A 24,626-nucleotide genomic window follows, 5' to 3' on the forward strand; every position below is an offset into this window, starting at 1 on the left:
CAGTCCCTCGTTCACAGAAAAAATATCCCCTAAACCATGTTAAAGTTAAAGCCATTTTAACAGCCCTAACTATTTTGATTTTTTAGCATAAAATGCTAAAAACACACGCCACGAAGAAAGGAGGCGAATCATGACGAAAGAAGAAAAATACCGCGCATTTGCCGCTGCTGTCGTGGCAGGCAAAAGCAACCGCGAAGCTGCGATTTTGGCTGGCTACAAAGCCCAAACCGCCAGTCAATCAGGCAGCAGATTGGCGAAAGACCCCGAAATCATACGTTTGATTGCGGAAATGACGGAAAAGCCACAAAACGAACCAACGGTACAAATACAAACCACCGCAGAAACCACCGAACAACACCCTGCCCCCAATCCCGAAGACCCACCCTATAAACGCGCCATACGCAAAGGCGAAATCATTGAGTTGGACGGCAAACAGTACAACACCACCGACCCAAAAGATATGCTTACTCTAGCCATGCTGGGCGTGATTTCGCCAAGCCGAGCACAATTGGATGCAGCAAAAGCCCTAATCCCATTCGTGCATGGCAAAGTGGGCGACCAAGGCAAGAAAGAAAGCGAGTTAGAACGCGCTCGCGGTGTGGTACAAGGTGGGCGTTTTCAGGCATTGGATGCACCAGCCCCGATACAGATGAGTTTGATTAACTGATGAGACATCCAATACCCCATTACACAACTGCTTGTCCTGACTGGGAAACACGCATACGCAAAAAGCAAAGCCTTGTGCCATGCCCTGCTATTTATCCAGTATCAGCCGACTACGCCCTGCGCGTGTTTAAAGAATTGGTGCTGACTGATGTGGCAGGATTTCCGCGCATTGGGGACGTTACACGTCAATGGGTATTTGATTTTGTTGGTGCGATTTTTGGTGCGTATAACGGCGATACAGGTGAGCGGTTAATTCAAGAGTTTTTCTTGCTGATTAGCAAAAAAAATGCGAAATCAACCATATCTGCAGGGATTATGCTGACCGCCTTGATTTTGAATTGGCGGTATGAAGCCGAATTTTTTATCATTGCGCCAACGGTGGAAGTTGCAAACAACAGTTTTAAGCCAGCACAAGCCATGATTAAAGCCGACCCTGAATTGTCGGCTTTATTCAAAATATCTGAGCATACACGCACCATTACCCACCGCGTAACCAACGCCACGCTGAAAGTCTTGGCAGCCGATAGCGACACCGTATCGGGCATTAAGGGAACAGGCGTACTCATTGAAGAAGTTTGGCTATTTGGCAAACGTCCACGCGCTGCGGATTTGTTTGTGGAAGCAAAAGGCGGATTAGCCGCCCGACCCGAAGGCTTTGTGATTTACCTATCCACGCATTCAGATGAAGCACCAAGCGGTGTATTTGCTGATTTACTCAAGCGAGCGCATGATGTGCGAGACGGCAAAGTAGAAAACAAACGCTTTTTGCCCGTGTTGTACGAATTTCCGCAGGATATGCTGGACAATGGCGAACACCTGCTGCCTGAAAACTTTTACATTACCAATCCAAATCTAGGGGCTTCCGTTTCGGAAGCCTTTTTGCTTGGGGAATACGAGACCGCCAAGCAAGACGGTGAAATCGCAGTACGGCGATTTATGGCAAAACACCTTAATGTGCCAATCGGCTTGTCTTTGACGGCAAATTATTGGACTGGGGCGGAATTTTGGCTGGAGCAAGGTAAGCTGCCTGAAATGGATTTGCCCGACTTGCTGGCACAAAGCGAAGTGATTACCGTAGGGATTGACGGCGGTGGTTTAGATGACTTGCTGGGAATGTGTGTGCTGGGGCGCAATGCCCAAAATCCGCGTGAATGGTGGGCGTGGCATCACGCATGGGCGCACCCGTCCGTACTCAAACGCCACAAAGAGATTGGCAGCAAACTACACGATTTTGCCAAACAAAGCGATTTGACCCTAGTCGCGCATATTGGCGATGACACCAACGACATTGCCCAAATCTGCGCCCAAATCTATGCCACAGGCAAGATGGATAAAATCGGACTAGACCCGAGCGGCGTAGGAGCAATACTAGATGCCCTGATAGAGCAAGGCATACCCGAAGATTTAGCCGTAGGCGTATCGCAAGGCTGGCGACTAGGTGGCGCAATCAAAACCACCGAGCGCAAACTCGCGGAAGGCTGCCTGAAACACGCTAATCGCCCCATGATGTCATGGGTGGTCGGCAACGCGCGTGTGGAAGCGCGCGCCAATGGTATATTGATTACCAAACAGGCTTCAGGCAGCGCAAAGATTGACCCCTTAATGTCATTATTTAACGCAGTCAGCCTAATGGCACTCAATCCAGCCGCACCCAAAGCCAGCGTGTATGAAACACGCGGTATTCGCAGAATTTGATTAACCTTACGCCATTCTCAACACCCAATTAACCCAGCAAATTGAGTAATTGGGTGTTGAATTTGTTGATTCAGTAAACAGCAAAAATTATGCGATAAAATTTTCCGAATAAAACGGTTAGATTGGTGAAACAGATTTTTTGTACGAACTATTTCCATGTTAAATCTCTCTGTTAATTGACCAATAACTGTTTCAATCATACGGCGACTATTTTTTAGCCATTTGAGAAATTGAGGACTTCTGTCATCTTTCATATTGCTACGATAAGGTGTTTGTAAATTAATATGGCTTTGTTTCATTTCATCTTTTAATTCAGAACTTAAATACCCTTTGTCCGCACCAACAAACCCTGTTTTGCCTTCTAAAAGTTCAGGTAATACCTGCCGTTCATCAACATTGGCAGCTGTAAAAGTAAAGGCTTTAATCATACCTGAGCGAGTAATCAAAAGATGACCTTTAAAACCATAATAGGTCTCTTTTTTGGAAGCGCAATAACCGAACGTCGCATATGCACGAAAATTTTGATGGCGTTTAGCTCGGGCAAATTTACAGACTGCAATAGGAAAGGCATCTGCATAATACTCTGTTTGCTCACACCAATTTGCAGTGATTTTTTGATGCATTTGTTGTTTAACCCAATACAAATTGGCACATTGTTTGGCAAAATTAGGGTAAGAGCCTAAATTGGGAAACCAATTTTGCCAATGTTGTTTGAAATATTGCCAAATTTTTTTATCGGTATCCATACCGAGAAATTCGCCAACAATTTCCATACAAATCAGTTCACAATCTGAAAGTTTGGGTGCAAAGCCACCTTGTCTTAATGGTTTTTGAACGAGCTGATTGTATAAAGCATCTACCATTAGATACGTTTTAATGATAAATTCGTCTTGGGGCATAACTGTCTCTCTTTCGGATTATCTTGACGGGTATCTTTAAGAGTGGGGTTATGCCCCTTTTTATTCAATTGCCATATCTTAATTAGATAGAGTTGAGAATGGCGTTAACCTTTTTTCAGGCAGCCTAGAACATGGCAAAAAAATACAAATCGCAAAACAAACGCCATTTCCGTGCAGCCAGTCAAAGCGGTACACAATTTAACGGCTTAAACGACCCTGCGCTATTGGAATTTATCCGTACAGGGCAAACAGGTGCACAAGTGCGCGACCGCAAAGCATTAAGCAATATGGCAGTATTACGCTGCGTTACCTTGATTGCCCAAACAGTCGGCATGTTGCCCCTGAATTTAATGGAGCGTGGCGCAAGTAAACACAATGCGGAAGACCACCCCCTTTATTATTTGTTGAAATACAAGCCCAATAATTACCAAACCGCCTATACATTTAAAACGCTATTGCAGTCTTGGGTGCTGTTATACGGCAATGCTTACGCCAAAATTACACGCGGTGTCGGTGGCAAAATCCTATCCCTTCACCCAATCCACCCAAACAACGTAACTGTAGAACAACAAGATGATTTTTCGCTGAAATACACCGTTACTACCAAAAAAGGCAATATTGTCATCTTGGGCGGTGCAGACGTGCTGCATTTACGCGATGTAAGCGAAGACGGCATTGTTGGTGTCTCACGCATTAAACTTGCTGCCAAAGCCCTAGGGATAGCCTTTGATGCCGAAAATGCAGCCGAAAGCCTATTTACCAAAGGCGTGTTGGCTGGCGGTGCATTATCCACGCCCAACGCATTAAGCGACCAAGCCTATAATCGCTTGCGAAATGAGATGAATACGCGACACAAAGGCGTAGAAAACGCAGGCGATTTTATGATTTTGGAAGAAGGGCTGAAAGCAGAAAAGTGGACAAATAGCGCAAGCGAAGCGCAACATCTTGAGCAGCGCAACCATCAAATAGAAGAAGTGGCGCGATTGTTTGGTGTGCCACGCCCCCTATTGATGATGGATGATACTAGTTGGGGTAGCGGAATCGGACAATTAGGGCGATTTTTCCACCAGTACGGCTTATTGCCGATTTTTACCATGTGGGAACAAGCCTTGCAGCTTGCGCTATTGTCGCCACAAGAGCAGCACAAACTGGTCTTTAAATTTAATGCCGATGCCATTTTACGCGGTTCGCCCGAAGAACAGGCAGCCTATTTCAGCAAGGCATTGGGTAGCGGTGGTTCAAAAGGTTGGCTAACCCAAAATGAAGTGCGCGAAAAAGCGGATTTTCCGCGCATTGAAGACCCTGAAGCCGATAAGTTACCAGAATGCGCCGTAAAGCCCCATCCTTTAGGTTAGGGATATCAGGCGCGGACTGCAAAGCAGTCCAATCAATGTTAAAATTTAGCCGCAACAGAATATGAAAACTTTAAACGATAAGGAAGCAAGCAATGAGCCTAAAAACGCTGCCTGAAATCCAAGCCAAGCAAAATAAAAACATCAGTTTTGACCCACGACAAGACGCATTAGACCATTACCAAACCGATAAACCGATTGTGGCGCAATCAGGCGATGTATTGCTGTTGTATGGCGTGGTGGGCGATGACTGGAGCGATACGCCTGTTACACCGCAAGCCGTAGCCGAGTTTTTAAAAGGCAAAGGCGATATTACCGTTTCAATCAATTCCCCCGGCGGTAATTATTTTGACGGTATCGCCATTTACAACCTGCTGCGAGCGCATCCCCATAAAATCACGGTGCAAGTCATCGGCGATGCAGCCAGCGCAGCCAGCGTGATTGCCATGGCAGGCGATAATATTTTAATGGGCGAAGGTGCATTTATGATGATTCACAACTGCTGGGGTGTGGTTGTGGGTAATCGTGCAGATTTGGCAGAAAGCATTGAATTAATGGAACAATTAGATAATGCAATGACAAAACTCTATGTCGCCCAATCAGGCAAAGATGAAGCCGAAATTGCCGCCATGATGGATGCAGAAACATGGCTAAATGCAGATGAGGCGGTGGAATGCGGTTTAGCAACAGGGCATTTACACACCAAAGCAGACAAGCAGCCCGACCCAAGCCAAGCACGACACAAAGCCAAAGCCCAAATTGAAAGCGCATTACGCGCCCAAGGATTAAGCCGTAGCCAATCGCGCCAAATCCTGAAAAATTACCAAACCGACACCACGCCACGCGCTGATGTCGGTTTTTCTTCGGTCAAACCACGCGCTGACTGGCAAACTTTATCAAACCAACTTTCTGATTTATTTAAGGATTAAACCATGAAACAAAAAACTTTGACACGCGGTATCATGGCAGTTTTTGCACAAAGCAATGAAGATGCAGATGTACAAAAAGTCTTTGCTCAAATTGCCGAATTTAAGGCGAAAAAAGACAAGGAAATTGCCGATTTAACCGCGCAATTGGCAACTACAGCCAAAGCAGAAGATGTAACCGCCTTGCAAGCCAAATTAACCGAAGCGGAAACGGCATTAAATGCCATGACAGAGCAGATTAATGCCCTGCAATTAAATGGCGGTTCAGGCAGCGTAAATGCCAAAGAAAAAGCGCAAATTGAAGCCATGCAAGCCTTTATGCGTACTGGCGATATTCGCGCTGATATGAAGAAAGCAGATGACAGCAACGGTGGCTATTTAATTCCGACTGAATGGGACAGAACGGTTACGGATAAATTGCAGGAATTCTCGCCGTTACGCAGTATTTTTTATGTGCAATCAACCAGTAAGCCCGCTTTTGAGAAGCTGTACAATATGCACGGCGCAATAAGTGGCTGGGTGGGTGAAGAAGATGCGCGACCCAAAACCGATACGCCTACATTTAAAAAAGAACTGTTTGCCACAGGCGAAATGTACGCTAATCCATCGGCAACGCAGCAAATTTTAGATGATGCCGAAATTGATTTGGGCGTATTTTTAGCCAATGAAGTGCAATCTGAATTTGCCATTCAGGAAAACAAAGCCTTTATTTCGGGCGATGGTGCAAAAGGCAAGCCGTATGGTTTATTGACTTATGCCGAAGGTGGTACAAGCGCCAATAAGCACCCATTAGGCGCAATTAAAGTAGTCAAAAGTGGCAATGCCAATGATATTACCGTAGATAGCTTGCTAGATTTAGTGTATGACTTGCCACAATCTTATTCACAAAATGCCGTGTTTATGATGAACCGTAAAACCTTGGCAAAAGTGCGTAAACTGAAAGATACAACAGGCAATTATTTGTGGCAACCAAGTTTGCAAGCAGGGCAGCCTAGCACTTTGTTGGGCTATCCATGCTACGAGGTGGCGGAAATGCCTGATGTAGTCGCTAATGCCTTGGCGATTGCTTTTGGCGATATGAAACGCGCTTATATGATTTTAGACCGCAAAGGTGTGAGCGTATTACGCGACCCATTTAGTGCCAAACCGTTTATACAGTTTTACACAACCAAACGTGTGGGCGGTGGCGTAACCAATCCCGAAGCCGTGCGCTTGTTGAAAATTGCAGCATAATGAAAGGTTTGAATTATGGCTAAATTAATTAAAGCATTTCGCGGTGTACCAAACGGTGTGCTGTATCCTGTTGAATATGAGAAAGGCGATGAATGTCCGCCCGAATTGGAAGAAGCAGCGCGTGAATTGGGCTGTTTGGCAGCGAAAAAGGCGAAAAAAGATGATGTGTCTGAAACGCCATCAATGGAAATGCAGCCTGAAACACAACCGTCCGAAATGCAAGAGACGGACACGCAGCCATCTGAAACGGCGCAGTCTAAACAGGCTGCGGATAGCGTATGACGTGGGTAACGCTGGCAGAAGCCAAAGCCATGCAGCGCATTGATGGCGATGATGAAGACGGCACCGTGCAATTATTGTTAGACGGTGCTGTCGCGCATTGTTTGACTTATCTAAATTGTCCGCTCTATGCCACGCCCGAAGAGTTAGCCAATGGCGACCCGAATGGCGTGGTATTTAATGCGGATATTAAAACGGCGATGTTGTTGGTATTTGGCTATCGCTATGCTTACCGCGAAGATGTGGTGAAACGTCCACGCGAAGCGGAGCGGATTTTGGATAAATACCGCAAACACGCTGGTTTGTAATGATTGCCCTGTATGGTTGATACCTACAGGGCGTTTTGGTGAATAGGTGGCAATATGGCGCGAGATTGGTTGAAACTAGACGATTCTACGCGCGATTGGATTATTGATTATTTGCGCGAAAATCCATTAAGCAATACGGAGCAAGTGAGAGCAGGATTTGGCTATTCGTGGGCTGCCATGCGTGATTATTTAGACCATATGGTTGAGCTGGGGCTGCTGGAAAAGCGTGATAATGGAGTGAGTGCGCTGTTTTTGGTGCGTTATTAATTTGGGTAAATTTATAGCCAAAATGATTCATTTTCTTTACAATTTAAACTTTATTAACTTTAGTGGAGTTTGCAAAAGTGAAGAAAATCTTAATGTTATCAGTATTATTAAGCAGTTTGACTGCGTGTGTTTCGCCAACGTCTCCTGTAGATAGTTTATCGGCAAAACCGATTGACCCTGCTCGTGTTTTGGCGTACCAAGAGCCGCATAAAGATTATGCTAAAGTGCAAATTATCCGTGATAAAGGTTTTTTGGCAAGTGGTTGTTATGTTGGTGTTATGTACCGTCAAACCGTTTTGGCTAGATTTGATGTAGGCGAAAAAGCTGAATTTTATTTGCCTGAAGGCGATTGGCAATTTGCTATTGTGAGCGACCCACAAGGTAAGGGTTTGTGTGGTGTGAGTGGTAATCCAGTTTTTGAGACACAACAAATTCGCAAAGACAAAGACAATTTATTCCGCATAAGTTTCGGACTTTATCGCCGTCCGCGCTTGTTGCCCATGTAAAATATTGAATAATAAACCGCCTTGCACCCTAAATCGCACGGCGGTTTTTTATTGGAGACATCATGCAAGCAGGTTTACTCAATAGTCGCGTAGAGATTTGGCATTTTAGTGAAACGACCGATGAAGTCGGCGCAACCGTCCAGCAATGGGCGTTTTTTTTGCGCCTGTGGGCAAATATCCGCCATCTTTCAGGTAGCCAAGCCATGAAATCAGACACGCTGACGGAAACAGTTAAAGCCAGTATCCGCATACGTTTTAATGAGCGGATTACTACGGGCATGCAAGTGCGTTATCGTGGCGAAATTTATCAGGTGGATGCGGTGCTGCATGATTTTACGAAAAAGACGTACACGGATTTGGTATGTGTGAAAGTGGGATAGTGTGATGTTGTCTATTGACTGTGATTTGTCGGCTGCTTTTGCACAATTAAATACGCTGCAAGACAAGGTAAGCGAAGCCTTGCGCCCTGCGGTGTATCGGGCTGCCAGAATGGTGTATTTAGAAACACAAAATCGTGCGCCCATGAGTGAGCAGGGACATTGGTTTTACAGTCGGCGCAAAAGAGATGGTACGGTGGGGCGGAAATATTATTTTGTTTCAGGCAGCCTGCGCCAATCTATTTACATCAAACACGCAGATGATGTATCGCAAGACGGCGAGCGCGAAGAGTATGTGATTTCGTGGCGTAAACGGTCTTCGCAAATTGGTTATGTACCGTATGTACACATGGTGGAGTATGGCACGGTGCATATTCCGCCTGCGCCTTTTATTCGTCCTGCTTTTGATGCGAAAAAGGCGCAAGCGGAGCAGATGATTATTGACACCATCAGAAAGGCGGTGGCGCAAAGTGATTGAACAAGTTTTGATTAAGCAAATCAAAGCAGATTTACCGAATTTGCCGATTTATCATGATTTTGCACCGCCCAAAGCGAAACCGCCTTTGATGATTTTGTCGCGTGTGGGCGGTGCTGGACACCGTTTTTTAGAGCGCAAAGGTGCGTATGAAGTGCGTGTACAAATCAGCGTGTGGGCAATAGAGCGTATTCAGGCGGTGCAGTTAAGCCGCCAAATTGAGCAGAGCTTATTCAGGCTGCCTGAATTATCCAGCAATGGCGCGACGGTTGCCGTGCATGATGTGGATACGGATTGGCGCGGTATGCGCCAAGATTTTTTGATTTTTGAACAATCCTAGACGGCTAACACCGTCTATTTTTTTAAAGGAAATATAACGATGGCTGTAAGTTTACCTGATGGCGCAACCGTTCACATTGGCAATGCTTTGGCAGCTGCCAAAAAAATCACGGCAATCACGAATGCTAATCCCCCTGTCGCCACTTGCACGGGGCATGGTTTGGCGACAGGCGATTTTATTGTGGTGCAAAATGGCTGGAAAAATACCCATAATCGCTGCCTGAAAGTAGAAATGGTTGATGCCAACAGTTTTAAATTATTGGGGGTGGATGCGCGTGATGCGAAAAAATACCTTGTGGCATCGGGCGTGGGCGAGTTTCAGAAAGTGAGTGGCTTTACGCAAATCACGCAGATTTTAACGGCTTCATTTGAAGGCGGTGAACAGCAATTTGCCAATTTTTCGTTTTTGGAAGACGACTTTGAGCAGCAAATCCCCACTACAACATCGGCGCGTGTGGCTAAATTCAGCATTGCCGATGACCCAGATTTAGCTGGCTATAAAGCAGTAGATGCGACAAGTGAAACAGGCAATCCTATGCCAATGCGTATTGACCTGAAAAATGGCGGTCAAATTTGCTATAACGGCTATCCTGCTTTTAATAAGGTACCGACTTTTGAGAAAGGCAATGTGATGGCGGTTACTTTGTCATATTCTTTGCTTGCACCGACTGTGCGTTATTGATTTTAAGGAATAATCATGAAATTAACATTAAATCCTAATCCCACTTTTGAATTAAACATCTCTATCCCTGTCGCTGGGCAGTTGGAAAATGCGGACGTTACTTTGACTGTAAAACATTATCCGCAATCTAAATTAAATGATTTGCTGGGCGAAGATGGCATTATTTACGCAGATTTTGCGCGTGAAGTCTTGGCTGGCTGGGATTTAGACGAAGAATTAACGCCGCAAAATTTGGATAAAGTGGTGGATAATTACCCCCATTTTGCGCGTGCGGTCTTTGAAGAATATGGAAAAGAATATTACAAAGCCGCAGAAAAAAACTAATTGCCGCCGTTGAAGCCTTATTTGTCCCTACACCTAGCCCCCAAGAACTCGCGTTTTGGGGGCTAACGCTTGATGATTTGGCGGAGCAAAATCAGGCAGATGTGTGGGCAGAACATTGGCTGGCGGTGGATTTGTTTTGTCAGATGGGTACGCAATGGCGTATGGGTTTTGGTGGCGCGGTGGGTTTGGATTATGCGATTTTATTTCGTTTGTTTGATTTGCAACATATTGATAAATCAAAGCAAAAAGAATTATTGTCGCAGATACAGATTTGTGAGTCGGCAGCTTTGAATATTTTTCATAAGGATAAAAATCGTGAGTAATGAAAGTATTATCCGCATTGGCGCGGATGCCAGCGGTGTTGCTACAGGGGTGCGACAGGCGGAAAGCAGCCTGAATAATCTTGCGAATACGGCAAGACGTGCTGGCGGTCAAGCAGCAGGCAGCCTGAATAATGTGGGTACGGCTGCCACGCAAACCGCGCAAGCACAGGAACGCGCCACGCGTAGCATTGAACGCAGTTTGCAGCGTGAAATTGCCTTGCGCGAAGCAGGCGAACGTGGCAGCCGTCAATATTACGAAAGTTTGGCGCAACAACGCGGCATTAATATCACGCGCCTAGAACCCATGCTCAACGACTTGGAGCGACTGCGCCAGCAAACCAATCGCAACACCATTTCACAAGGACAATACAACAACGCCCTACGCATGATGCCTGCGCAAATGACGGATATTGTTACGCAATTAGCTGGCGGACAATCGCCATTTCTCATTGCTATTCAACAAGGTGGGCAACTGCGCGACAGTTTTGGTGGTTTTGGTAATATGTTTCGCGGCATTGCGTCTGCGGTGTCGCCGATGAAGTTGGCGGTTGGTGGCGCGGTGGGCGTGGTCGGGACGTTGGCGTATGCGGTGTATGAAGGCAGTCAGGAATTAAGTAAATTTGAAAACGCGCTGACGCTTTCAGGCAGCCGTGCTGGTTTGACGGCGGATAGCTTGAGTGATTTGGCGGCGCGTGTCGGCGACAGTACGCAAAGTTGGGGTGCAGCGCGTGAAGCAGTGTTGGCGTTCGCACAGCAAGGCAAAATTGCCGAAAGTGATTACGCGCAATTCGCGCAATCGGTGATTGTGTACAGCCAAGCAAGCGGCAAGGAAATTGCTGATGTGGTGGCGGAATACGCCAAAATCGGCGAAGACCCTGTGAAAGCCGTTGAGAAACTTTCAGGTAGCCTGAACAGCATGACAGCAGAAGTGTATGCCCAAGTCCGCGCCCTAGTGGAGCAAGGAAAAGAGCAAGAAGCAGTGCGTTTGGTGCAACAGAAATTCGCCGAAGAAACAGGGCGCATGGGCGAAACCGTTAAGGAGAATTTGGGTTATATTGAAAAAGGCTGGCTGGGCGTGAAAAACGCGATTATGGGTGCGTGGGAAGCGGCTAAAGCGTTTGGTCGCGAAGAAACCATGAGCGAACAACTCACAGAAATCAAAGCGAAATTGGCGGATTTAAACAATGTCGATAGAGGATTATTTGATTATGGGCATGGCTGGACGGAAAGTGCCATCGCCAAAGAAAAAGCAACACTACAGCAACAGCTTGATGAATTGCAAAAACGCAAAGACAGTGCGGATATTCAGGCAGCCCACCAAAAACAGCAAGCCTTGATTCAGCAAAACACGATTGCGGCACAAAGTGCCATTCACAAAGCACACGAAAAAACGCTGTCGCAAACACAAAAGCTGGTTGAAGAAAACAAAAAACTGGCTGAACAATTAGCATTGGTGGAAAAAGCAGGCGATAAAGTCGCGGCGAAAAAAGCGCGTGAAACGATTGCACACAATCAACGCGAAATTGCCGCGATTAAAGAGCGCGAAGCGAAAGCGGCACAGCGCGAACAAAAAGCCGAAACACGTGGCAGCAAATATGGTTTTGCGACCACATCGGCAGGTTTGCGTTTGAAAGCGGGTGCGGAATATGGTGGTAAAGCCCATGCTGGCACTTATGTGATGGCGCACGCGTTGCAATCAATGTTAGGAACAGATTTAGTTCATTTTGGTGCATTTCGTGATAAATATCATATTGGCAAAAATAGTTCGCATAATTATGGCTTGGCGTTTGATGCCACACCAAATGCGCGAATGACCCACGCTCAAATGGTTGCGGTACCCGAAAAAATCAAAGCCTATTTAGCTAATTTAGGTTTTTCGGAAAAAGATTTTTTCGTGCAATTTGAACACGCTGGCAAGCGTAATAAAAATGGTACAGTATCAACGGGTAATCATTGGCATTTTAATTGGCGCAATAAAGAAGCAGCCGCCAAATTTGCCAGTTTAAATGACGGCTCGGCAAAAGCATTTAGTAAAGCAGGTTTGTATAAAGAATTTGACCCACCCAAAACGGTTAAAAAATCCGATTTTGAGCAATATCAAGAACAAGCCCAAGCCAAGCAATTACGCGCTCAAATTGAACGCGAATTACGCGCCAAAGGTGAACATCGCGTGATTGATAACGAGCGCGATTTACGCAGTCGCCCTGAATTCAAAAACTGGACAAAATCGCAACAAAACAGTGAATTAGCTAAAGCGCGACAAGCTGACGAATTGGCAACGCAGGAAAAAATCAAATCATTGGCAGACGCGCAAATCGCGCAATTAACCCAAAAACAAGCATTAATGGGCAAAAACACGGAAATGGCGCGTTTGCAATATGAGTTGGATTCAGGCAGTTTGAAGCATTTATCAGATGTTCAGAAGGCTGAAATTTTGGCACGGCAACAAGCGATTGATACAGCACAAAAGCAGTATGAAACCAACAAAAAATACGCTGATTTGCTTGATGATTTGGCAATTAAAACAAATGAGCAGTTTAATCAAAAAGCCTTTGAATTGTCGCTTGTCGGCAAATCAAAAGTTGAAATTGAAAAGCTGACGTTGGCGCGTGAGTACGATATGAAAATCATGCAAGCAGCATCAGATGGCGCAAGCGCGGTTTATATCAATGCGCTTGGTCAGCAAAAAGTCGCAGCAGAACAAGCGCGAGTGGAATTTGCTAAACTCAAGCAAGAGCATGACGAAAATTGGGTGGCTGGCATGAGTGATGGCTTGGTGTCGTATATCGGCAGTTTTAAATCTATGCGTGAAGAAGTGTCGAGCATGGTCGAACAAACCACAGGGCGCATGGCGGATTCGTTGGCGGAATTTGTGGCAACGGGTAAAGCCAATTTCCGCGATTTTTCGAAATCTGTGCTGGAAGATATTTCCAAGATGATGATTAAAATGGCAATTTTTAACGCCATGAAATCAGCAAGTAGTACAATGTCGGGGCAAGGTGGTTGGATTGGTGCGATGGGCTCTGCTTTATCGAGCGCATTTTCAGACGGTGGCTACACAGGGCACGGTGGCAAATACGAACCTGCGGGTATTGTTCACAAAGGCGAATATGTCTTGAGCCAAGAAAATCTGCGGACTTTGGGCGGCGTGGGCGCGGTGGAAAACCTGCTGCGCCGTGCCAAAGGTTACTCATCGGGCGGAATAGTCGGTGGCGGTGTCAATACGGCTGGTTTACGCGCCAGTTTGTCAGCAGCGACTGCCGTGCCTGTTATCAATATCACAGTAAACGTGTCGGGCGGCAGCAATCAGGAAGAAGCACGCAAAGGTGCAGAAGAAGGCGTACAAGCTGGATTGCGTAAGATGATATCGGAAATTGCAGATAGTCGCATTCTTGAACAATGTCGCCCTGGGAATGCCATTTACAACGTAGCGAAAGCTTAAAAAATGGAAATTTTTACTTGGAAAATCAACACAGAAGATTTTAGTGAGACGACTAAATTTGACGTGCGTGAAGTGCAATTTGGGGATGGCTATCAGCAAATTCAGCCCAAAGGCTTACGAACCAAAAAGCGCGAATGGGACGCGTCTATTACTGCAAAAAAGGCAACGATTGAAATGATTGTTGCCTTTTTTGACCGCCACGGCGGCGTCAAGTCATTCCGTTGGCGCGATGCAACCGTGCGTGTCGCAGAGTATCACGTCAAGCCATTGGGTGGGATTATTTATAAAATCTCCTTTAAATTTAGGGAAGTGTAGCGATGAACCAGCGAATACAGCAAATGTCGGGCGCAATGCTGACAGCATTATCCGCGCTTGAACAAGATGTGTTGATTGACTTGTGGGAAGTGGATTTACGCGCATTAGGGGGCGAATTATTGCGTTTGTGCAATATCCAAAGCGAAAAAGCGGATTTTGTGGTGTGGAAAGGTCAGCAATATCAAAGTTATCCGATTAAGGCAGATGGTTTTGAATTGTCGGGGCAAGGCGCAAGCAATCGCCCGAAATTGACCGTTTCCAACGTGATGGGTTTGGTTACGGGTTTGGCGGAAAAACACAATCAGCTTGTGGGCGCGGTGGTTACGCGCCGTCAAACTTACGCGCAATTTTTAGATGCGGTCAATTTCACGGCTGGAAACAGCAAAGCGGATAGTACGCAAGAAATTGTTTCTAAATATTTAATTGAGCGTTTGAGTAGCTTAAACGCGGAGATAGCGGTATTTGAACTTTCCGCGCCGTCCGAAGCCGATGGCGCGGTGATTCCCGCGCGTGTGATGTTGGCGAATGTGTGCGTTTGGCAGTATCGAGGCGCGGAATGTGGCTACATGGGTAAGCCAGTTGCTGACCGTTTTGGTATGCCGACCAGCGACCCCACGCAAGACGCTTGCGGTGGGCGTTTGCTGGATTGCCAAGCGCGTTTTGGTAAAACGGCGGTGTTGCCGTTTGGGGCGTTTCCGTCTTGTGATAAGGTTAGCTAGATGTTTGAAAATTTAAAAGATATTCCTGAAAGTATTCATGAAAAAATCATTCAGGCAACCCGCAAAGCTATGCCGAATGAGATGTGTGGCGCAATCATGAAATTTTCATCGGGCTATGAATTTTGGGAACTGGAAAACATAGCCAAAGACCCAGCAAAAACATTTGAAATTCATTGGGATTTTTATGATGTTGCTGATGATTTGGTGCAAGCGATTGTTCATTCCCACCCCAATGGCGAACCGTTTTTGTCGGGGGCGGATAGACAATCTCAAGTAGCTACCGATTTGCCATGGGTTTTGGCGGTAAATGGGCAATTAAAATGGTTTAAGCCTATCCCCCACTTGCGTGGGCGTGAATTTGTTTATGATGATGCGGATTGTTGCCGTTTAATCCAAGATGCCTACCACTTATGCGGTTTAGATTTGCCTGACTGTCCGCGCATTGATATAGACACGGATATTAAGCAACAAACGCTATTGCGCCATTTTGAGCAATCCGATGAGTTTGAGTGTGTGCATGATTTACGCGCTGGCGATGTGATTTTGACGCAATCAGGCAGCAATACACCTGAACACGCGATGCTCTATTTGGGCGATGGCGAGATGTTGCATCATGCGCATGAGCATTTGAGCCGTCGTGAGCCGTATCATCAGTATTGGCAAAAATGCACTCATTCGGTTTGGAGACACAAAAAATGGCAGCCTGAAATGATGGCTGCCATTTTTAATGACCTATTACACAGCAATTAACCTGCTAATTGGTCGGGTTCGCAATCGTAGATTTGGGCGAATTGTTCACGCGTTTGCGCTTGTGGGCGTGAATTTTTGCGTTCAATTTGAGATAACGCTGCTTGACTGATACCTGCTTTTTCGGCTGCTTGAGCTTGTGTGAGACCGCGATAAATGCGCCATGCAGCGATTTGGCTAACGTCTTTGTCAAACATGATATTGACTACTTCATTTGGGATAGACACATTATCAAATTCATCACTTTCGGTAATGATGTTTTCCCATTGTTCGTCATGTGCGGTTAAGCGTTCAAAATCGGCAATAGGGACAAGTACATACAAAGGATTGCCTTGTGGGTCGTTTACATATTGATATTGCATGGTTTTTCCTTGTGGTGTGGCAGGGCTTGCGTCCTGCTTGTTGGTTAGTTTTTGTAGGTTTGGCTGGTTCTTCTACTGATTTTTTGGATTTTGATGATTTTAGGAACTTCTTCAATGTATTGAAAGAAAATTCTGTAATCGCCATGTCTTAATCTGTATGTTGAACCGTCCAAGTGTTTCACATCTAAATTGACTTGTGGGAAAGTGGCTAGTTGATTGACTTTATTCCTAATTGCCGTGTGATATCGTCTATCAATTTTGCTTAATTCCCGAATGGCTTTTTGTGTCCATTCAATTTTATTTTCCATTTGGTGTCCTGTGTTGTTGATTTAGGATAATTATAAGAAAATAACCTTATAATGTCAAGTATTTTCTTATAATTATTTTATAAATTTCTTATATTTTAAATTCAGAATGGAATTTATCTTATGATTACAATTTGCTTACATGGCAGCCTGAAACGCGATTTCGGCAACCGCTTTTGCTTTCACGCTGTCAGCCCTGCCGATGCTTTAAACGGCTTATTTTCACAAATCAACGGTTTGCGCGAAAAAATCCGCAATGGCACGTTTTTGGTACGATTAAACGGAATAATTCAAACTGAACAATCACTTGAACAAAATTTCAGGCAGCCTGAAAAAAATGCTGTTGTACATATTATTCCACGCACGGCAGGGGCTGGGCGTGTGGGTCAAGTTATTGCAGGTGTGGTCATTGCTGTTGTGGGTGCGTATTTTGGGCAGGCATGGGCAGTGCAGTTAGGTGTTGGTTTAGCTTTGGGCGGTGTGGCACAAATGTTGTCTAAACAGCCCAATTTAAATGCTAATGTGCAAGGGCAAAAAGCAAGCCGAAACACCGCGTTTAGCAATTTAGACAACACAATAGCGCAAGGCCAGCCCGTCCCTTTGGCGTACGGCTTGGTTTATTGCGGTAGTCGTGTCATCTCGCAAGGCGTGGAGTCGCGCCGAATTGGCAATAATGATGACCCCATTTTACACAATCCGACCGCTAATATTGCTTTGTCTATTAACAAAAAATTTGTAGCAGGTATCCCTGCGGTTGCGCCCAATGGTCAGCCGTATGCCACAGATTTTGCTAATGATTCGGTTCGGGCGAGAAATTATGTAGCAACATTAAGTCAATCATAAGGATAGAAGCATGGGAAGTCAAAAAGGCGGTGGGGCGCGTACCCCGTATGAAGCCCCGAATACGTTAAATTCTGCCCAAAATTTACGCATTATTGATGCCATCAGCGAAGGTGAAATTTCAGGTTTTGCGTACGGCAATGACGCGCCTTTCAAGAGTATTTATTTTGATGATACCCCCGTTCAGAATGCGGACGGTTCGTTTAATTTTCATGGGGTTATGGGCTATTTCCAAGTCGGAACGCCCGACCAATCGTATATCCCTAATTTTGATGTGTCCGAACGTACAGTCAGCGTGAGCGCAAATGTCAAAAAAAATACACCGATTATCCGCGCGATTAGTGATAACACAATCAATCGGTTGCGCGTAACCGTGGGCGTAGAGCGTAACGCGCAAGTCAAAGACAACGGCGACACCGTGCCTGCCAATACTGAATTAGTCATTGAATTGGTTAATAATTCAGGCGTTCAGACATCGCGCCCTGTGCTGTTTAATGAAAAAGGCTCGGGCGCGTTTTATCATGATGTGGTGTTTGATAGCTTGCCAGCCGTGCCGTTTAATATCCATGTGCGCCGTCTGACTGCCGACAGTACCAGCGATAAAGTGGCAAATAACACGTTTTTTGCGTCATACGTTGAAATGATTGACGCGAAATTAAGTTATCCGAATACCGCATTATCTGCATTAAAAATTGACAGCGACCAATTTGGCAATAATGTTCCGCGCCGTAACTATTTGTTGCGCGGTAAATTATTGCAAGTGCCGTCTAATTACGACCCTGAAACGCGCACTTACGCAGGCAGTTTGTGGGACGGCTCGTTTAAAACCGCGTGGACAAACAATCCAGCGTGGGTATTTTATGATTTACTAACAAACGAGCGATACAGCACGCTTGCCCGTCGTTTGACCGCAGGCGATATTGACAAATGGGCGTTGTATCAAATCGCAAAATATTGTGATGAGCTTGTCCCCGACGGTTTCGGCGGTCAAGAACCACGCTTTGTCTGCAATGCGTACATTACCGACCAACGACAAGCGGGCGAATTGCTAAACGACTTTGCAAGCGTGTTTTGCGGTTTAGCAGTGTGGAATGGCAATCAAATCAGCGTGATGCAAGACAAACACACCGACCCTGTGGCTGTGTACAGTAACGCTAATGTGGTAGATGGCGAATTTAGCTACGCTGGCGCAAGTCTGAAAGCGATTCACACTGCCGTCCATGTGCGTTATGCAGATAAGCATGACGGCTACCGCTCTAAAGTAGAATACATTGCCGACGATGAAGCAGTGGCGCGTTATGGCTTAAATATCAAGTCAGTAACCGCATTTGGTTGCGATTCGCGCGGACAAGCCGTCCGCTTTGGTGCATGGATTTTGCAAACCGAATTGCGCCAACAAAATACGGTATCGTTTAGCGTTGGGCGTGAAGGTCTGAAGCATTTGCCGTATGACGTGATACGCATTGCCGACAATGATTACGTAGGGGCGCAACTGGGTGGGCGCGTGGTTGCGGTGTTGGGCGATACCATCACACTTGACCGCGACGTGTCGCAAGCGGTGGGTGCGTTGTTGTATTATGTTGATGTGATTTCAGGCAGCCTGAAAAACATCAAAATCATCGCGCAACCTAAAAACAATCAAGTGCGGGTGGAAACTGCGATTAGCATCAAAGCTGGCGATACATGGGGATTGACAAGTAAAGTCAAATCTCGTTTGTATCGTGCGGTTTCTATTAAAGAAAATGCTGATGATGGCACTTATACGATTACCGCTTTACTCCACGACCCCGCGAAATACGGGGTAGTTGATGAGAGCGCAATATTTGATGATGCGGTCAATACATTGCACAGCGCAACGCCCGAATTAAACAACGCCACCCTCTCAAGCAAAGACGGTGGCGTTGTTTTATTGTGGGACAATTTGACGGCAGATGGTGCTGTATTGAATTATGACATTAAAATATTTAGAAATAATATTTTATACAGACATATTCCTGATGCTCAAACTGCTGAAATTCGTTTGGAAAATTTGCCCAACGGCAATTACAAAGCCGAAATTCGCGGCAGAAATGCGCGTGGTGTGCTGTCTAAACCGCTGATTAAAGCGTGGCAAGTCAACTACGAAATCACAGGTTTACGCACGAGGGCGAAAACGTTAGCCGTTGAATTAACTTGGACGCTGCCTGAAATTTTGACGACCACGTCGCACACCGAAATTTGGTACGCCAACACGAACAGCTTTCAGGCAGCCAAAAAATTAGTCAAATTGCCTGCGCCGCAAAATTCGTACACGCTGATGGGTGTTGGCGTGCTGGATACGTTCTATTTTTGGGCGCGTTTGGTTGATGAGAATGGCAATTCGGGCGCGTTTACTGAAGCCGTGATGGGCAAATCCGACCCTGACCCTGCGCCGATTGTGGCGAATATTCATGGCGCGATTACGGAAACGGAGTTATCCAAGTCTTTGATTAACCAATTTAATCAGAATGATGAAGCAGCGAAAAATGCGGCGATTGCGGTGGCGGATACCAAAATGCTCGCCGAAGTCCAAGCGCGGCTCGCAGCTGACCGCGCCGAAGCGCAAGCGCGAGCGAATGCGATTGCCGCCGAAACGACGGCGCGAACGAGTGCCATCAACCAAGCCGCCGCTGCGCAAACCGCCGCGCTGAAGTTGGAGAGCAGCAAATTGGCAGGGCAAATTCAAGTAGCCGCGACGACGGCACAAACGAATTTGCAAACCAAAGCCGCCGAATTGACAGCGAACGCAACGGTGTTAGGTAATCGCATTTCGGCGATGGAAAATGTTAATAATCAACAAGTTCAGCAACTGAACACATTGACTGCCGCGCAACGCGACACCATCGCTGCGCTGGAAACGGAAAAACGCGCTCGCGCTGATGGCGATGCCGCCGAAAGTGCGAAACGGGAGACGCTCGCCGCAAAAGTGGCGCAAAATACCGCAGACATTTCACGCGAAGCGACCGCCAGCGCGGAACGCGACCGAGCGCAAACGGCAGCGCGTGAAGTGTTGACGGCAAGGTTGGATAATGTACGAGTCGGCGGTCGGAATTATTTGAAAAACAGTAATTTTGCCAATGAGTTGCAACATTGGGTAAATTGGGGCGTAGCAGAGCGGACGTTGATTTCAGGCAGCCTGAAATTGGCAGCGAATGACACTGCGCCGTTTCGTGGTATCGCGCAAACGGTTTACGATTTAGAGCAAAATACGCAATATATTCTGTCATTTACGGCTCGGTCGGCGGTTGGTGGTTTTGTCAATTTAGGTATTCATTTTAGAAATGATACAACGATTTTGTCGCAAAATTGGCAAAATATAGCGATTGGCAGCGAAATGGTGCGTTATTCGGCGATTTTTACCACGCCGAATGTGGCTGAATTTAATCAGATTTATTTGATGATGGGCGGTGTACAGAAAACGCCTTATGAAATTTATTTGAATAAAATCAAGTTAGAGCGTGGCAATACGCCGACTGATTGGACACTTGCACCTGAAGATTTGGCAGCTGAAACCGCCGCTGTTGCCGCCGAATTGAGCGAACACAAAACCGCGCAAGTAACCAAAGACGCAGCGCAAACGCAGCAAATTCAGGCAGCCACAGCGCGATTAGGGACGGCGGAAAGTGGTTTACAAAGTTTGCAAGCAACTGTTGCCAATGAAAAATCAGCAACCGCCACACAATTAGGCAGCCTGAAAAGCGCGATTGACGGCACAAAAGCAGATTTGAGCGCGTATCAAAAAACGCAAGCAACCAAAGATGCAGCGCAAACGGTGGAATTAACGAGCGCAAAATCGCAAATTGGTGATAACAAAGCCGCGATTGCCGCTATTCGCAGCACGAAAGCCGACAAAACCGAAGTGGTGAGCATGGCGCGAACAGGTTTGCAAAGCGAATGGCGAAGCGATGTAAACGCTGCCAAAACTGCTGCAGCCACAGACGCACAAACTAAAGCGGATGCTGCTAAACAAGCAGCGATAACCGCCGCCGAAACAGCAGCGACCGCCAAAGCCAACGCCGCGAAAGCCGCTGCCGTTGCTGAATCTGCACAAACAGCGCAAAGCAAAGCAGATGCAGCCAAAGCAGCCGCGATTGCGGACGCAGCCACCAAAGATGCAGTTTTAAAACAGCAAGTAGCCGCCGATGCGACCGCTAAAGCCGACGCAGCCAAAGCGGAAGCGGTGCGATTGAATAATGCCACCAATGCCAAAATTACCGCATTAGAACAAACAGTAAGCAATCAGAACAGCGCGACGGCTAGCCAAATCAGCACATTGACGGCTAAAGTGGATAATGTGCAAGTTGGCGGTCGGAATTTGGCGATTGCGGCGCGATTTGAGCACGGTAAGTGGGTTTCAGAAGTAAACGGCGCAATCAATATACATGGGCAACACCGTTTAAGTGGTTTAATTGCAGTTCAATATAATACGCAATATGTTGTTTCTACGAATAAGTTATTACGAAATGTGCGTGTGGCATGGTTTGATGGTGAGCAGCAATTTATTTCAGGTATCCTGAAATTAAATGCGGATAATGGCTGGGTGCTAACTGCGCCTGAAAATGCAGCATTTGCACGATTTAGTTACGATTTCATCATTTCACAAACGCAAAACGTACAATTTGAACGCGGCAATATCCGCACGGATTACGAAGCTGCACCTGAAGATTTGGCAGCTGAAACCGCCGCTGTTGCCGCCGAATTGAGCGAACACAAAACCGCGCAAGTAATCAAAGACGCAGCGCAAACGCAGCAAATTCAGGCAGCCGCGTCTAAAATTGGCGATAATAAAGCGGCGATTGACAGCATGAGACGCACTAAAGCTGACAAAACCGAAGTCTCCTCACTCGCTCGCACAACATTGCAAAGCGAGTGGCAAACTGCCGCCACCAATGCCGCCAACGCTGCAAAATCAGCAGCAGCAACTGCTGCGCAAGCAAAAGCCGATGCAGCTAAGAACGCAGCAATCGCCGAAGCGCAACGCTTAAATACAGCGACCAATGCCAAAATAACCGCGTTGGAAACAACAGTCAGCAATCAAAACAGCGCAACAGCACAGCAAATCAGCAGCTTAAATGCACAATTTCACATTGCTGATACACGTGATGACAATCAACCACCATCATGGTATTGGCGAAATCACCCGAAACAAAATGTGCGTGAATTCAAAAAGTTGGTAGTAATTGGTGTATCGGGTAGCGGGCAGTACGGCATGATGGAAACGGCGGTAACTTGGGGCGACCCGAGCGGCGGTAAAATTGAGCAACGCGTAACCGACCAAAACGGCAAATCATGGCGGCGGCAGTCCAATGTAGCGTACACATGGGGTAATGGTCGTTATGATTTTACGCGTGATGAATGGGCGGCGTGGGTGGCTGATGAGACAGTGCTAGGTGCACAGGCAAAAGCCGATGCAGTGCGCGAAATTGCAGAAGCCACACAACGGGCTTTACAAGCCACGCAAGCCGAACTGACGACGCACAAATCGGCGCAAGCAAGTAAAGATACCACGCAAACCGCCGAAATTCAGGCTGCCGTGTCTAAAATTGGCGATAATAAAGCGGCGATTGACAGTATTCGCAATACCAAAGCGGACAAAACCGAAGTGGTGAGTATGGCGCGAACTGGTTTGCAATCGGAGTGGCAGACGGCAGCTAACACCGCTGAAAGTCGCGCCAAAACCGCCGCTGCAACGGACGCACAAACTAAAGCGGATGCTGCTAAACAAGCAGCGATAACCGCCGCCGAAACAGCAGCGACCGCCAAAGCCAACGCCGCGAAAGCCGCTGCCGTTGCTGAATCTGCACAAACAGCGCAAAGCAAAGCAGATGCAGCCAAAGCAGCCGCGATTGCGGACGCAGCCACCAAAGATGCAGTTTTAAAACAGCAAGTAGCCGCCGATGCGACCGCTAAAGCCGACGCAGCCAAAGCGGAAGCGGTGCGATTGAATAATGCCACCAATGCCAAAATTACCGCATTAGAACAAACAGTAAGCAATCAGAACAGCGCAACTACCAGTCAATTCAATAAGTTACATGCTGAAATAGGCGGTAAAGTTTCTGCGCCCGATAAAACTGTTTTGGATTTGACGACGTTGGATAGCGAAACATGGTATCCCATTGTTTTTTCGGCGATTGGGGTGGTTGAGCCTGCATCGTTTCGGGTATCGCAAGAATTGGGCAATCGGGGGCATTCGCCAACTTGGGCAAGTCATACCACAAATTCGTTTAGCTTGATTTGCGAATGGACAGCCAACGGTCATGGCTGGGGGACAATTGCGATTGAGCGTGTCATCAATACATTTACATTTAATTTTGTGCGAGACGGTAAAAGTCCCGTACTCAAAATTGGGCAGATGGGACGCAGTAATCGTGAGTATGTGTATTTGCGCGGCGGTGCGAAATATGACGTATTTACCCCTGATGGTGTAACGGCAACACTGGTTATCACCAGTTTGAGTGTGGCAAATGAGACCGTTGAGCCGATGGTGTATAACGTTGATTTTGTGCCACGGGCAGATTTAAAACAGTTGTCGGCGGATATTTCGGCGGAGCGGCAAGCTCGGGTAACGGCGAACACTGCCCAAACCACCGAAATCAACACCGCCAAATCGCAAATTGCCCAAAACACCGCCCAAATCAGCAGCCTGAAAACCACGTTTGCCAGCGAAAAAAATACGACAGCCAGCCAAATTAACAGCTTAAACAGCAAAATGGGGATGGCGGAAGCGAATATTCGCACCACGCAAACCACAACCGCCGAATTGAGCGGCAAAGTACAGGCGATGTACACGTTGAAAACGGAAGTGGTGAGCGGTGGCAGAAAAGTGGTGTCGGGTTTGAGTATAGGCGTGGATGCGCAAGGCGAAAGTCAGTTCAATGTCCATGCGAATAAATTTGCGGTGTGGGACGGTGGTAGCATGAAACCGATGTTTGCGATGGTTACGGTGAACGGCAAAACACAAGCTGCCTTAAGCGGTGATTTACTGGCGGACGGTGTCATTCATGGGCGACATATTGCCGCAGGGCAGACCATTCAAGCCCCTATCATCAAAGGGGGCAGCTTGAATATTGGCGATGGGCGATTTTCCGTGGATGCGCAAGGCGAGGTAGTCATCAAATCACATCATGAAAACAAGGGGTTGAAACTGACTTCCAAAAATCTGATTGTGTATGATGATTATGGCAATGTGCAAATTGTGTTAGGCGAAATGATTTAAAAAGGAAAAAC

The 24,626-nt window shown here is 46.6% G+C and carries 24 protein-coding genes; 21 read left to right on the forward strand and 3 right to left on the reverse strand.

Going from position 1 to position 24,626, the window contains the following annotated elements:
* Nucleotides 1-130: 130 nt before the first annotated feature.
* Both BWP33_RS09435 and BWP33_RS09440 read left to right on the forward strand, forming a co-directional pair.
* Nucleotides 131-667 (forward strand): terminase small subunit, encoded by a 537-nt coding sequence (locus tag BWP33_RS09435; RefSeq protein WP_002641553.1) that lies wholly within the window; start codon nt 131-133, stop codon nt 665-667.
* Nucleotides 667-2,361 (forward strand): terminase large subunit, encoded by a 1,695-nt coding sequence (locus tag BWP33_RS09440; RefSeq protein ID WP_002641552.1) that lies wholly within the window; start codon nt 667-669, stop codon nt 2,359-2,361. The genes BWP33_RS09435 and BWP33_RS09440 overlap by 1 nt, the downstream gene beginning before the upstream one ends.
* Before the next feature lie 17 nt (nt 2,362-2,378).
* Here the strand turns inward: BWP33_RS09440 and BWP33_RS09445 are convergent, their stop codons facing one another.
* Nucleotides 2,379-3,260, reverse strand: a complete 882-nt coding sequence (locus BWP33_RS09445; RefSeq protein WP_104930280.1) for an IS982 family transposase — start codon at nt 3,258-3,260, stop codon at nt 2,379-2,381.
* A gap of 131 nt (nt 3,261-3,391) precedes the next feature.
* Between BWP33_RS09445 and BWP33_RS09450 the strand changes: the two genes are divergently transcribed.
* The 17 genes from BWP33_RS09450 (at nt 3,392) to BWP33_RS09530 (ending at nt 15,877) form a co-directional block, all read left to right on the forward strand.
* Nucleotides 3,392-4,615, forward strand: coding sequence for a phage portal protein (locus BWP33_RS09450; RefSeq protein ID WP_002641549.1), 1,224 nt, complete (start codon nt 3,392-3,394; stop codon nt 4,613-4,615).
* Between the two features lie 92 nt (nt 4,616-4,707).
* Entirely contained in the window at nt 4,708-5,541 is an 834-nt protein-coding gene (locus BWP33_RS09455) for a head maturation protease, ClpP-related (protein ID WP_002641548.1), read from the forward strand.
* Between the two features lie 3 nt (nt 5,542-5,544).
* Nucleotides 5,545-6,771 carry a phage major capsid protein gene (locus BWP33_RS09460; RefSeq protein ID WP_002641547.1) on the forward strand — a complete coding sequence of 409 codons (1,227 nt, stop codon included), beginning with the start codon at nt 5,545-5,547 and terminating at the stop codon, nt 6,769-6,771.
* A gap of 15 nt (nt 6,772-6,786) precedes the next feature.
* Nucleotides 6,787-7,053, forward strand: coding sequence for a hypothetical protein (locus tag BWP33_RS09465; RefSeq protein ID WP_002641546.1), 267 nt, complete (start codon nt 6,787-6,789; stop codon nt 7,051-7,053).
* The gene (locus BWP33_RS09470; protein ID WP_002641545.1) at nt 7,050-7,358 is read left to right on the forward strand and encodes a head-tail connector protein; all 309 of its coding nucleotides are present in this window, start codon (nt 7,050-7,052) and stop codon (nt 7,356-7,358) included. Before BWP33_RS09465 ends, BWP33_RS09470 begins: the two co-directional genes overlap by 4 nt.
* Nucleotides 7,359-7,412: 54 nt before the next feature.
* Nucleotides 7,413-7,625: a hypothetical protein gene (locus tag BWP33_RS09475; protein ID WP_002641544.1), complete on the forward strand. Its 213-nt coding sequence runs from the start codon at nt 7,413-7,415 to the stop codon at nt 7,623-7,625.
* A 92-nt stretch (nt 7,626-7,717) separates the two neighbouring features.
* The gene (locus BWP33_RS09480; RefSeq protein ID WP_104930388.1) at nt 7,718-8,131 is read left to right on the forward strand and encodes a hypothetical protein; all 414 of its coding nucleotides are present in this window, start codon (nt 7,718-7,720) and stop codon (nt 8,129-8,131) included.
* A gap of 62 nt (nt 8,132-8,193) precedes the next feature.
* Nucleotides 8,194-8,511 (forward strand): phage head closure protein, encoded by a 318-nt coding sequence (locus BWP33_RS09485; RefSeq protein WP_002641542.1) that lies wholly within the window; start codon nt 8,194-8,196, stop codon nt 8,509-8,511.
* Between the two features lie 4 nt (nt 8,512-8,515).
* Nucleotides 8,516-8,986, forward strand: coding sequence for an HK97-gp10 family putative phage morphogenesis protein (locus tag BWP33_RS09490; protein WP_002641541.1), 471 nt, complete (start codon nt 8,516-8,518; stop codon nt 8,984-8,986).
* Nucleotides 8,979-9,323 (forward strand): DUF3168 domain-containing protein, encoded by a 345-nt coding sequence (locus BWP33_RS09495; RefSeq protein ID WP_002641540.1) that lies wholly within the window; start codon nt 8,979-8,981, stop codon nt 9,321-9,323. The genes BWP33_RS09490 and BWP33_RS09495 overlap by 8 nt, the downstream gene beginning before the upstream one ends.
* Before the next feature lie 39 nt (nt 9,324-9,362).
* Entirely contained in the window at nt 9,363-10,004 is a 642-nt protein-coding gene (locus BWP33_RS09500; protein ID WP_002641539.1) for a phage tail protein, read from the forward strand.
* Between the two features lie 15 nt (nt 10,005-10,019).
* Complete coding sequence (locus BWP33_RS09505; protein WP_002641538.1) at nt 10,020-10,328, forward strand: phage tail assembly chaperone; 309 nt, start codon at nt 10,020-10,022, stop codon at nt 10,326-10,328.
* The gene (locus tag BWP33_RS09510; RefSeq protein ID WP_224451241.1) at nt 10,328-10,651 is read left to right on the forward strand and encodes a DUF1799 domain-containing protein; all 324 of its coding nucleotides are present in this window, start codon (nt 10,328-10,330) and stop codon (nt 10,649-10,651) included. The genes BWP33_RS09505 and BWP33_RS09510 overlap by 1 nt, the downstream gene beginning before the upstream one ends.
* Nucleotides 10,644-14,093, forward strand: a complete 3,450-nt coding sequence (locus tag BWP33_RS09515) for a phage tail length tape measure family protein (RefSeq protein WP_002641537.1) — start codon at nt 10,644-10,646, stop codon at nt 14,091-14,093. Before BWP33_RS09510 ends, BWP33_RS09515 begins: the two co-directional genes overlap by 8 nt.
* Before the next feature lie 3 nt (nt 14,094-14,096).
* Entirely contained in the window at nt 14,097-14,408 is a 312-nt protein-coding gene (locus BWP33_RS09520) for a phage tail protein (protein WP_002641536.1), read from the forward strand.
* Nucleotides 14,409-14,410: 2 nt separating this feature from the next.
* Nucleotides 14,411-15,127: a phage minor tail protein L gene (locus tag BWP33_RS09525; protein ID WP_002641535.1), complete on the forward strand. Its 717-nt coding sequence runs from the start codon at nt 14,411-14,413 to the stop codon at nt 15,125-15,127.
* Nucleotides 15,128-15,877, forward strand: a complete 750-nt coding sequence (locus tag BWP33_RS09530; protein ID WP_002641534.1) for a C40 family peptidase — start codon at nt 15,128-15,130, stop codon at nt 15,875-15,877.
* On the opposite strand, the gene BWP33_RS09535 is transcribed toward BWP33_RS09530, so the two are convergent.
* Together BWP33_RS09535 and BWP33_RS09540 are read right to left on the reverse strand one after the other, a co-directional pair.
* The gene (locus BWP33_RS09535) at nt 15,874-16,236 is read right to left on the reverse strand and encodes a helix-turn-helix domain-containing protein (RefSeq protein WP_002641533.1); all 363 of its coding nucleotides are present in this window, start codon (nt 16,234-16,236) and stop codon (nt 15,874-15,876) included. The two genes, BWP33_RS09530 and BWP33_RS09535, sit on opposite strands and share 4 nt — an antisense overlap.
* A 44-nt stretch (nt 16,237-16,280) precedes the next feature.
* Nucleotides 16,281-16,544, reverse strand: a complete 264-nt coding sequence (locus tag BWP33_RS09540) for a type II toxin-antitoxin system RelE family toxin (RefSeq protein ID WP_002641532.1) — start codon at nt 16,542-16,544, stop codon at nt 16,281-16,283.
* A 120-nt stretch (nt 16,545-16,664) separates the two neighbouring features.
* Here BWP33_RS09540 and BWP33_RS09545 point away from each other — a divergent pair, with 120 nt between their 5' ends.
* Both BWP33_RS09545 and gpJ read left to right on the forward strand, forming a co-directional pair.
* The gene (locus BWP33_RS09545; protein WP_002641531.1) at nt 16,665-17,384 is read left to right on the forward strand and encodes a tail assembly protein; all 720 of its coding nucleotides are present in this window, start codon (nt 16,665-16,667) and stop codon (nt 17,382-17,384) included.
* A gap of 10 nt (nt 17,385-17,394) precedes the next feature.
* Complete coding sequence (gpJ, locus tag BWP33_RS09550; RefSeq protein WP_104930389.1) at nt 17,395-24,615, forward strand: TipJ family phage tail tip protein; 7,221 nt, start codon at nt 17,395-17,397, stop codon at nt 24,613-24,615.
* The last annotated feature ends 11 nt before the right edge of the window (nt 24,616-24,626 follow it).

Origin of the sequence: Simonsiella muelleri ATCC 29453 (genome assembly GCF_002951835.1) — a bacterium.
Classification (GTDB): Bacteria; Pseudomonadota; Gammaproteobacteria; order Burkholderiales; family Neisseriaceae; genus Simonsiella; species Simonsiella muelleri.

What these genes read in the sequence shown, in the direction of transcription:
- BWP33_RS09445 (WP_104930280.1), bottom strand. Translation starts at nt 3,260, where the DNA reads ATGCCCCAAGACGAATTTATCATTAAAACGTATCTAATGGTAGATGCT.
- BWP33_RS09500 (WP_002641539.1), top strand. Translation starts at nt 9,363, where the DNA reads ATGGCTGTAAGTTTACCTGATGGCGCAACCGTTCACATTGGCAATGCT.
- BWP33_RS09470 (WP_002641545.1), top strand. Translation starts at nt 7,050, where the DNA reads ATGACGTGGGTAACGCTGGCAGAAGCCAAAGCCATGCAGCGCATTGAT.
- BWP33_RS09455 (WP_002641548.1), top strand. Translation starts at nt 4,708, where the DNA reads ATGAGCCTAAAAACGCTGCCTGAAATCCAAGCCAAGCAAAATAAAAAC.
- BWP33_RS09540 (WP_002641532.1), bottom strand. Translation starts at nt 16,544, where the DNA reads ATGGAAAATAAAATTGAATGGACACAAAAAGCCATTCGGGAATTAAGC.
- BWP33_RS09475 (WP_002641544.1), top strand. Translation starts at nt 7,413, where the DNA reads ATGGCGCGAGATTGGTTGAAACTAGACGATTCTACGCGCGATTGGATT.
- BWP33_RS09545 (WP_002641531.1), top strand. Translation starts at nt 16,665, where the DNA reads ATGATTACAATTTGCTTACATGGCAGCCTGAAACGCGATTTCGGCAAC.
- BWP33_RS09435 (WP_002641553.1), top strand. Translation starts at nt 131, where the DNA reads ATGACGAAAGAAGAAAAATACCGCGCATTTGCCGCTGCTGTCGTGGCA.
- BWP33_RS09440 (WP_002641552.1), top strand. Translation starts at nt 667, where the DNA reads ATGAGACATCCAATACCCCATTACACAACTGCTTGTCCTGACTGGGAA.
- gpJ (WP_104930389.1), top strand. Translation starts at nt 17,395, where the DNA reads ATGGGAAGTCAAAAAGGCGGTGGGGCGCGTACCCCGTATGAAGCCCCG.
- BWP33_RS09535 (WP_002641533.1), bottom strand. Translation starts at nt 16,236, where the DNA reads ATGCAATATCAATATGTAAACGACCCACAAGGCAATCCTTTGTATGTA.
- BWP33_RS09520 (WP_002641536.1), top strand. Translation starts at nt 14,097, where the DNA reads ATGGAAATTTTTACTTGGAAAATCAACACAGAAGATTTTAGTGAGACG.
- BWP33_RS09450 (WP_002641549.1), top strand. Translation starts at nt 3,392, where the DNA reads ATGGCAAAAAAATACAAATCGCAAAACAAACGCCATTTCCGTGCAGCC.
- BWP33_RS09505 (WP_002641538.1), top strand. Translation starts at nt 10,020, where the DNA reads ATGAAATTAACATTAAATCCTAATCCCACTTTTGAATTAAACATCTCT.
- BWP33_RS09460 (WP_002641547.1), top strand. Translation starts at nt 5,545, where the DNA reads ATGAAACAAAAAACTTTGACACGCGGTATCATGGCAGTTTTTGCACAA.
- BWP33_RS09530 (WP_002641534.1), top strand. Translation starts at nt 15,128, where the DNA reads ATGTTTGAAAATTTAAAAGATATTCCTGAAAGTATTCATGAAAAAATC.
- BWP33_RS09485 (WP_002641542.1), top strand. Translation starts at nt 8,194, where the DNA reads ATGCAAGCAGGTTTACTCAATAGTCGCGTAGAGATTTGGCATTTTAGT.
- BWP33_RS09480 (WP_104930388.1), top strand. Translation starts at nt 7,718, where the DNA reads ATGTTATCAGTATTATTAAGCAGTTTGACTGCGTGTGTTTCGCCAACG.
- BWP33_RS09465 (WP_002641546.1), top strand. Translation starts at nt 6,787, where the DNA reads ATGGCTAAATTAATTAAAGCATTTCGCGGTGTACCAAACGGTGTGCTG.
- BWP33_RS09490 (WP_002641541.1), top strand. Translation starts at nt 8,516, where the DNA reads ATGTTGTCTATTGACTGTGATTTGTCGGCTGCTTTTGCACAATTAAAT.
- BWP33_RS09525 (WP_002641535.1), top strand. Translation starts at nt 14,411, where the DNA reads ATGAACCAGCGAATACAGCAAATGTCGGGCGCAATGCTGACAGCATTA.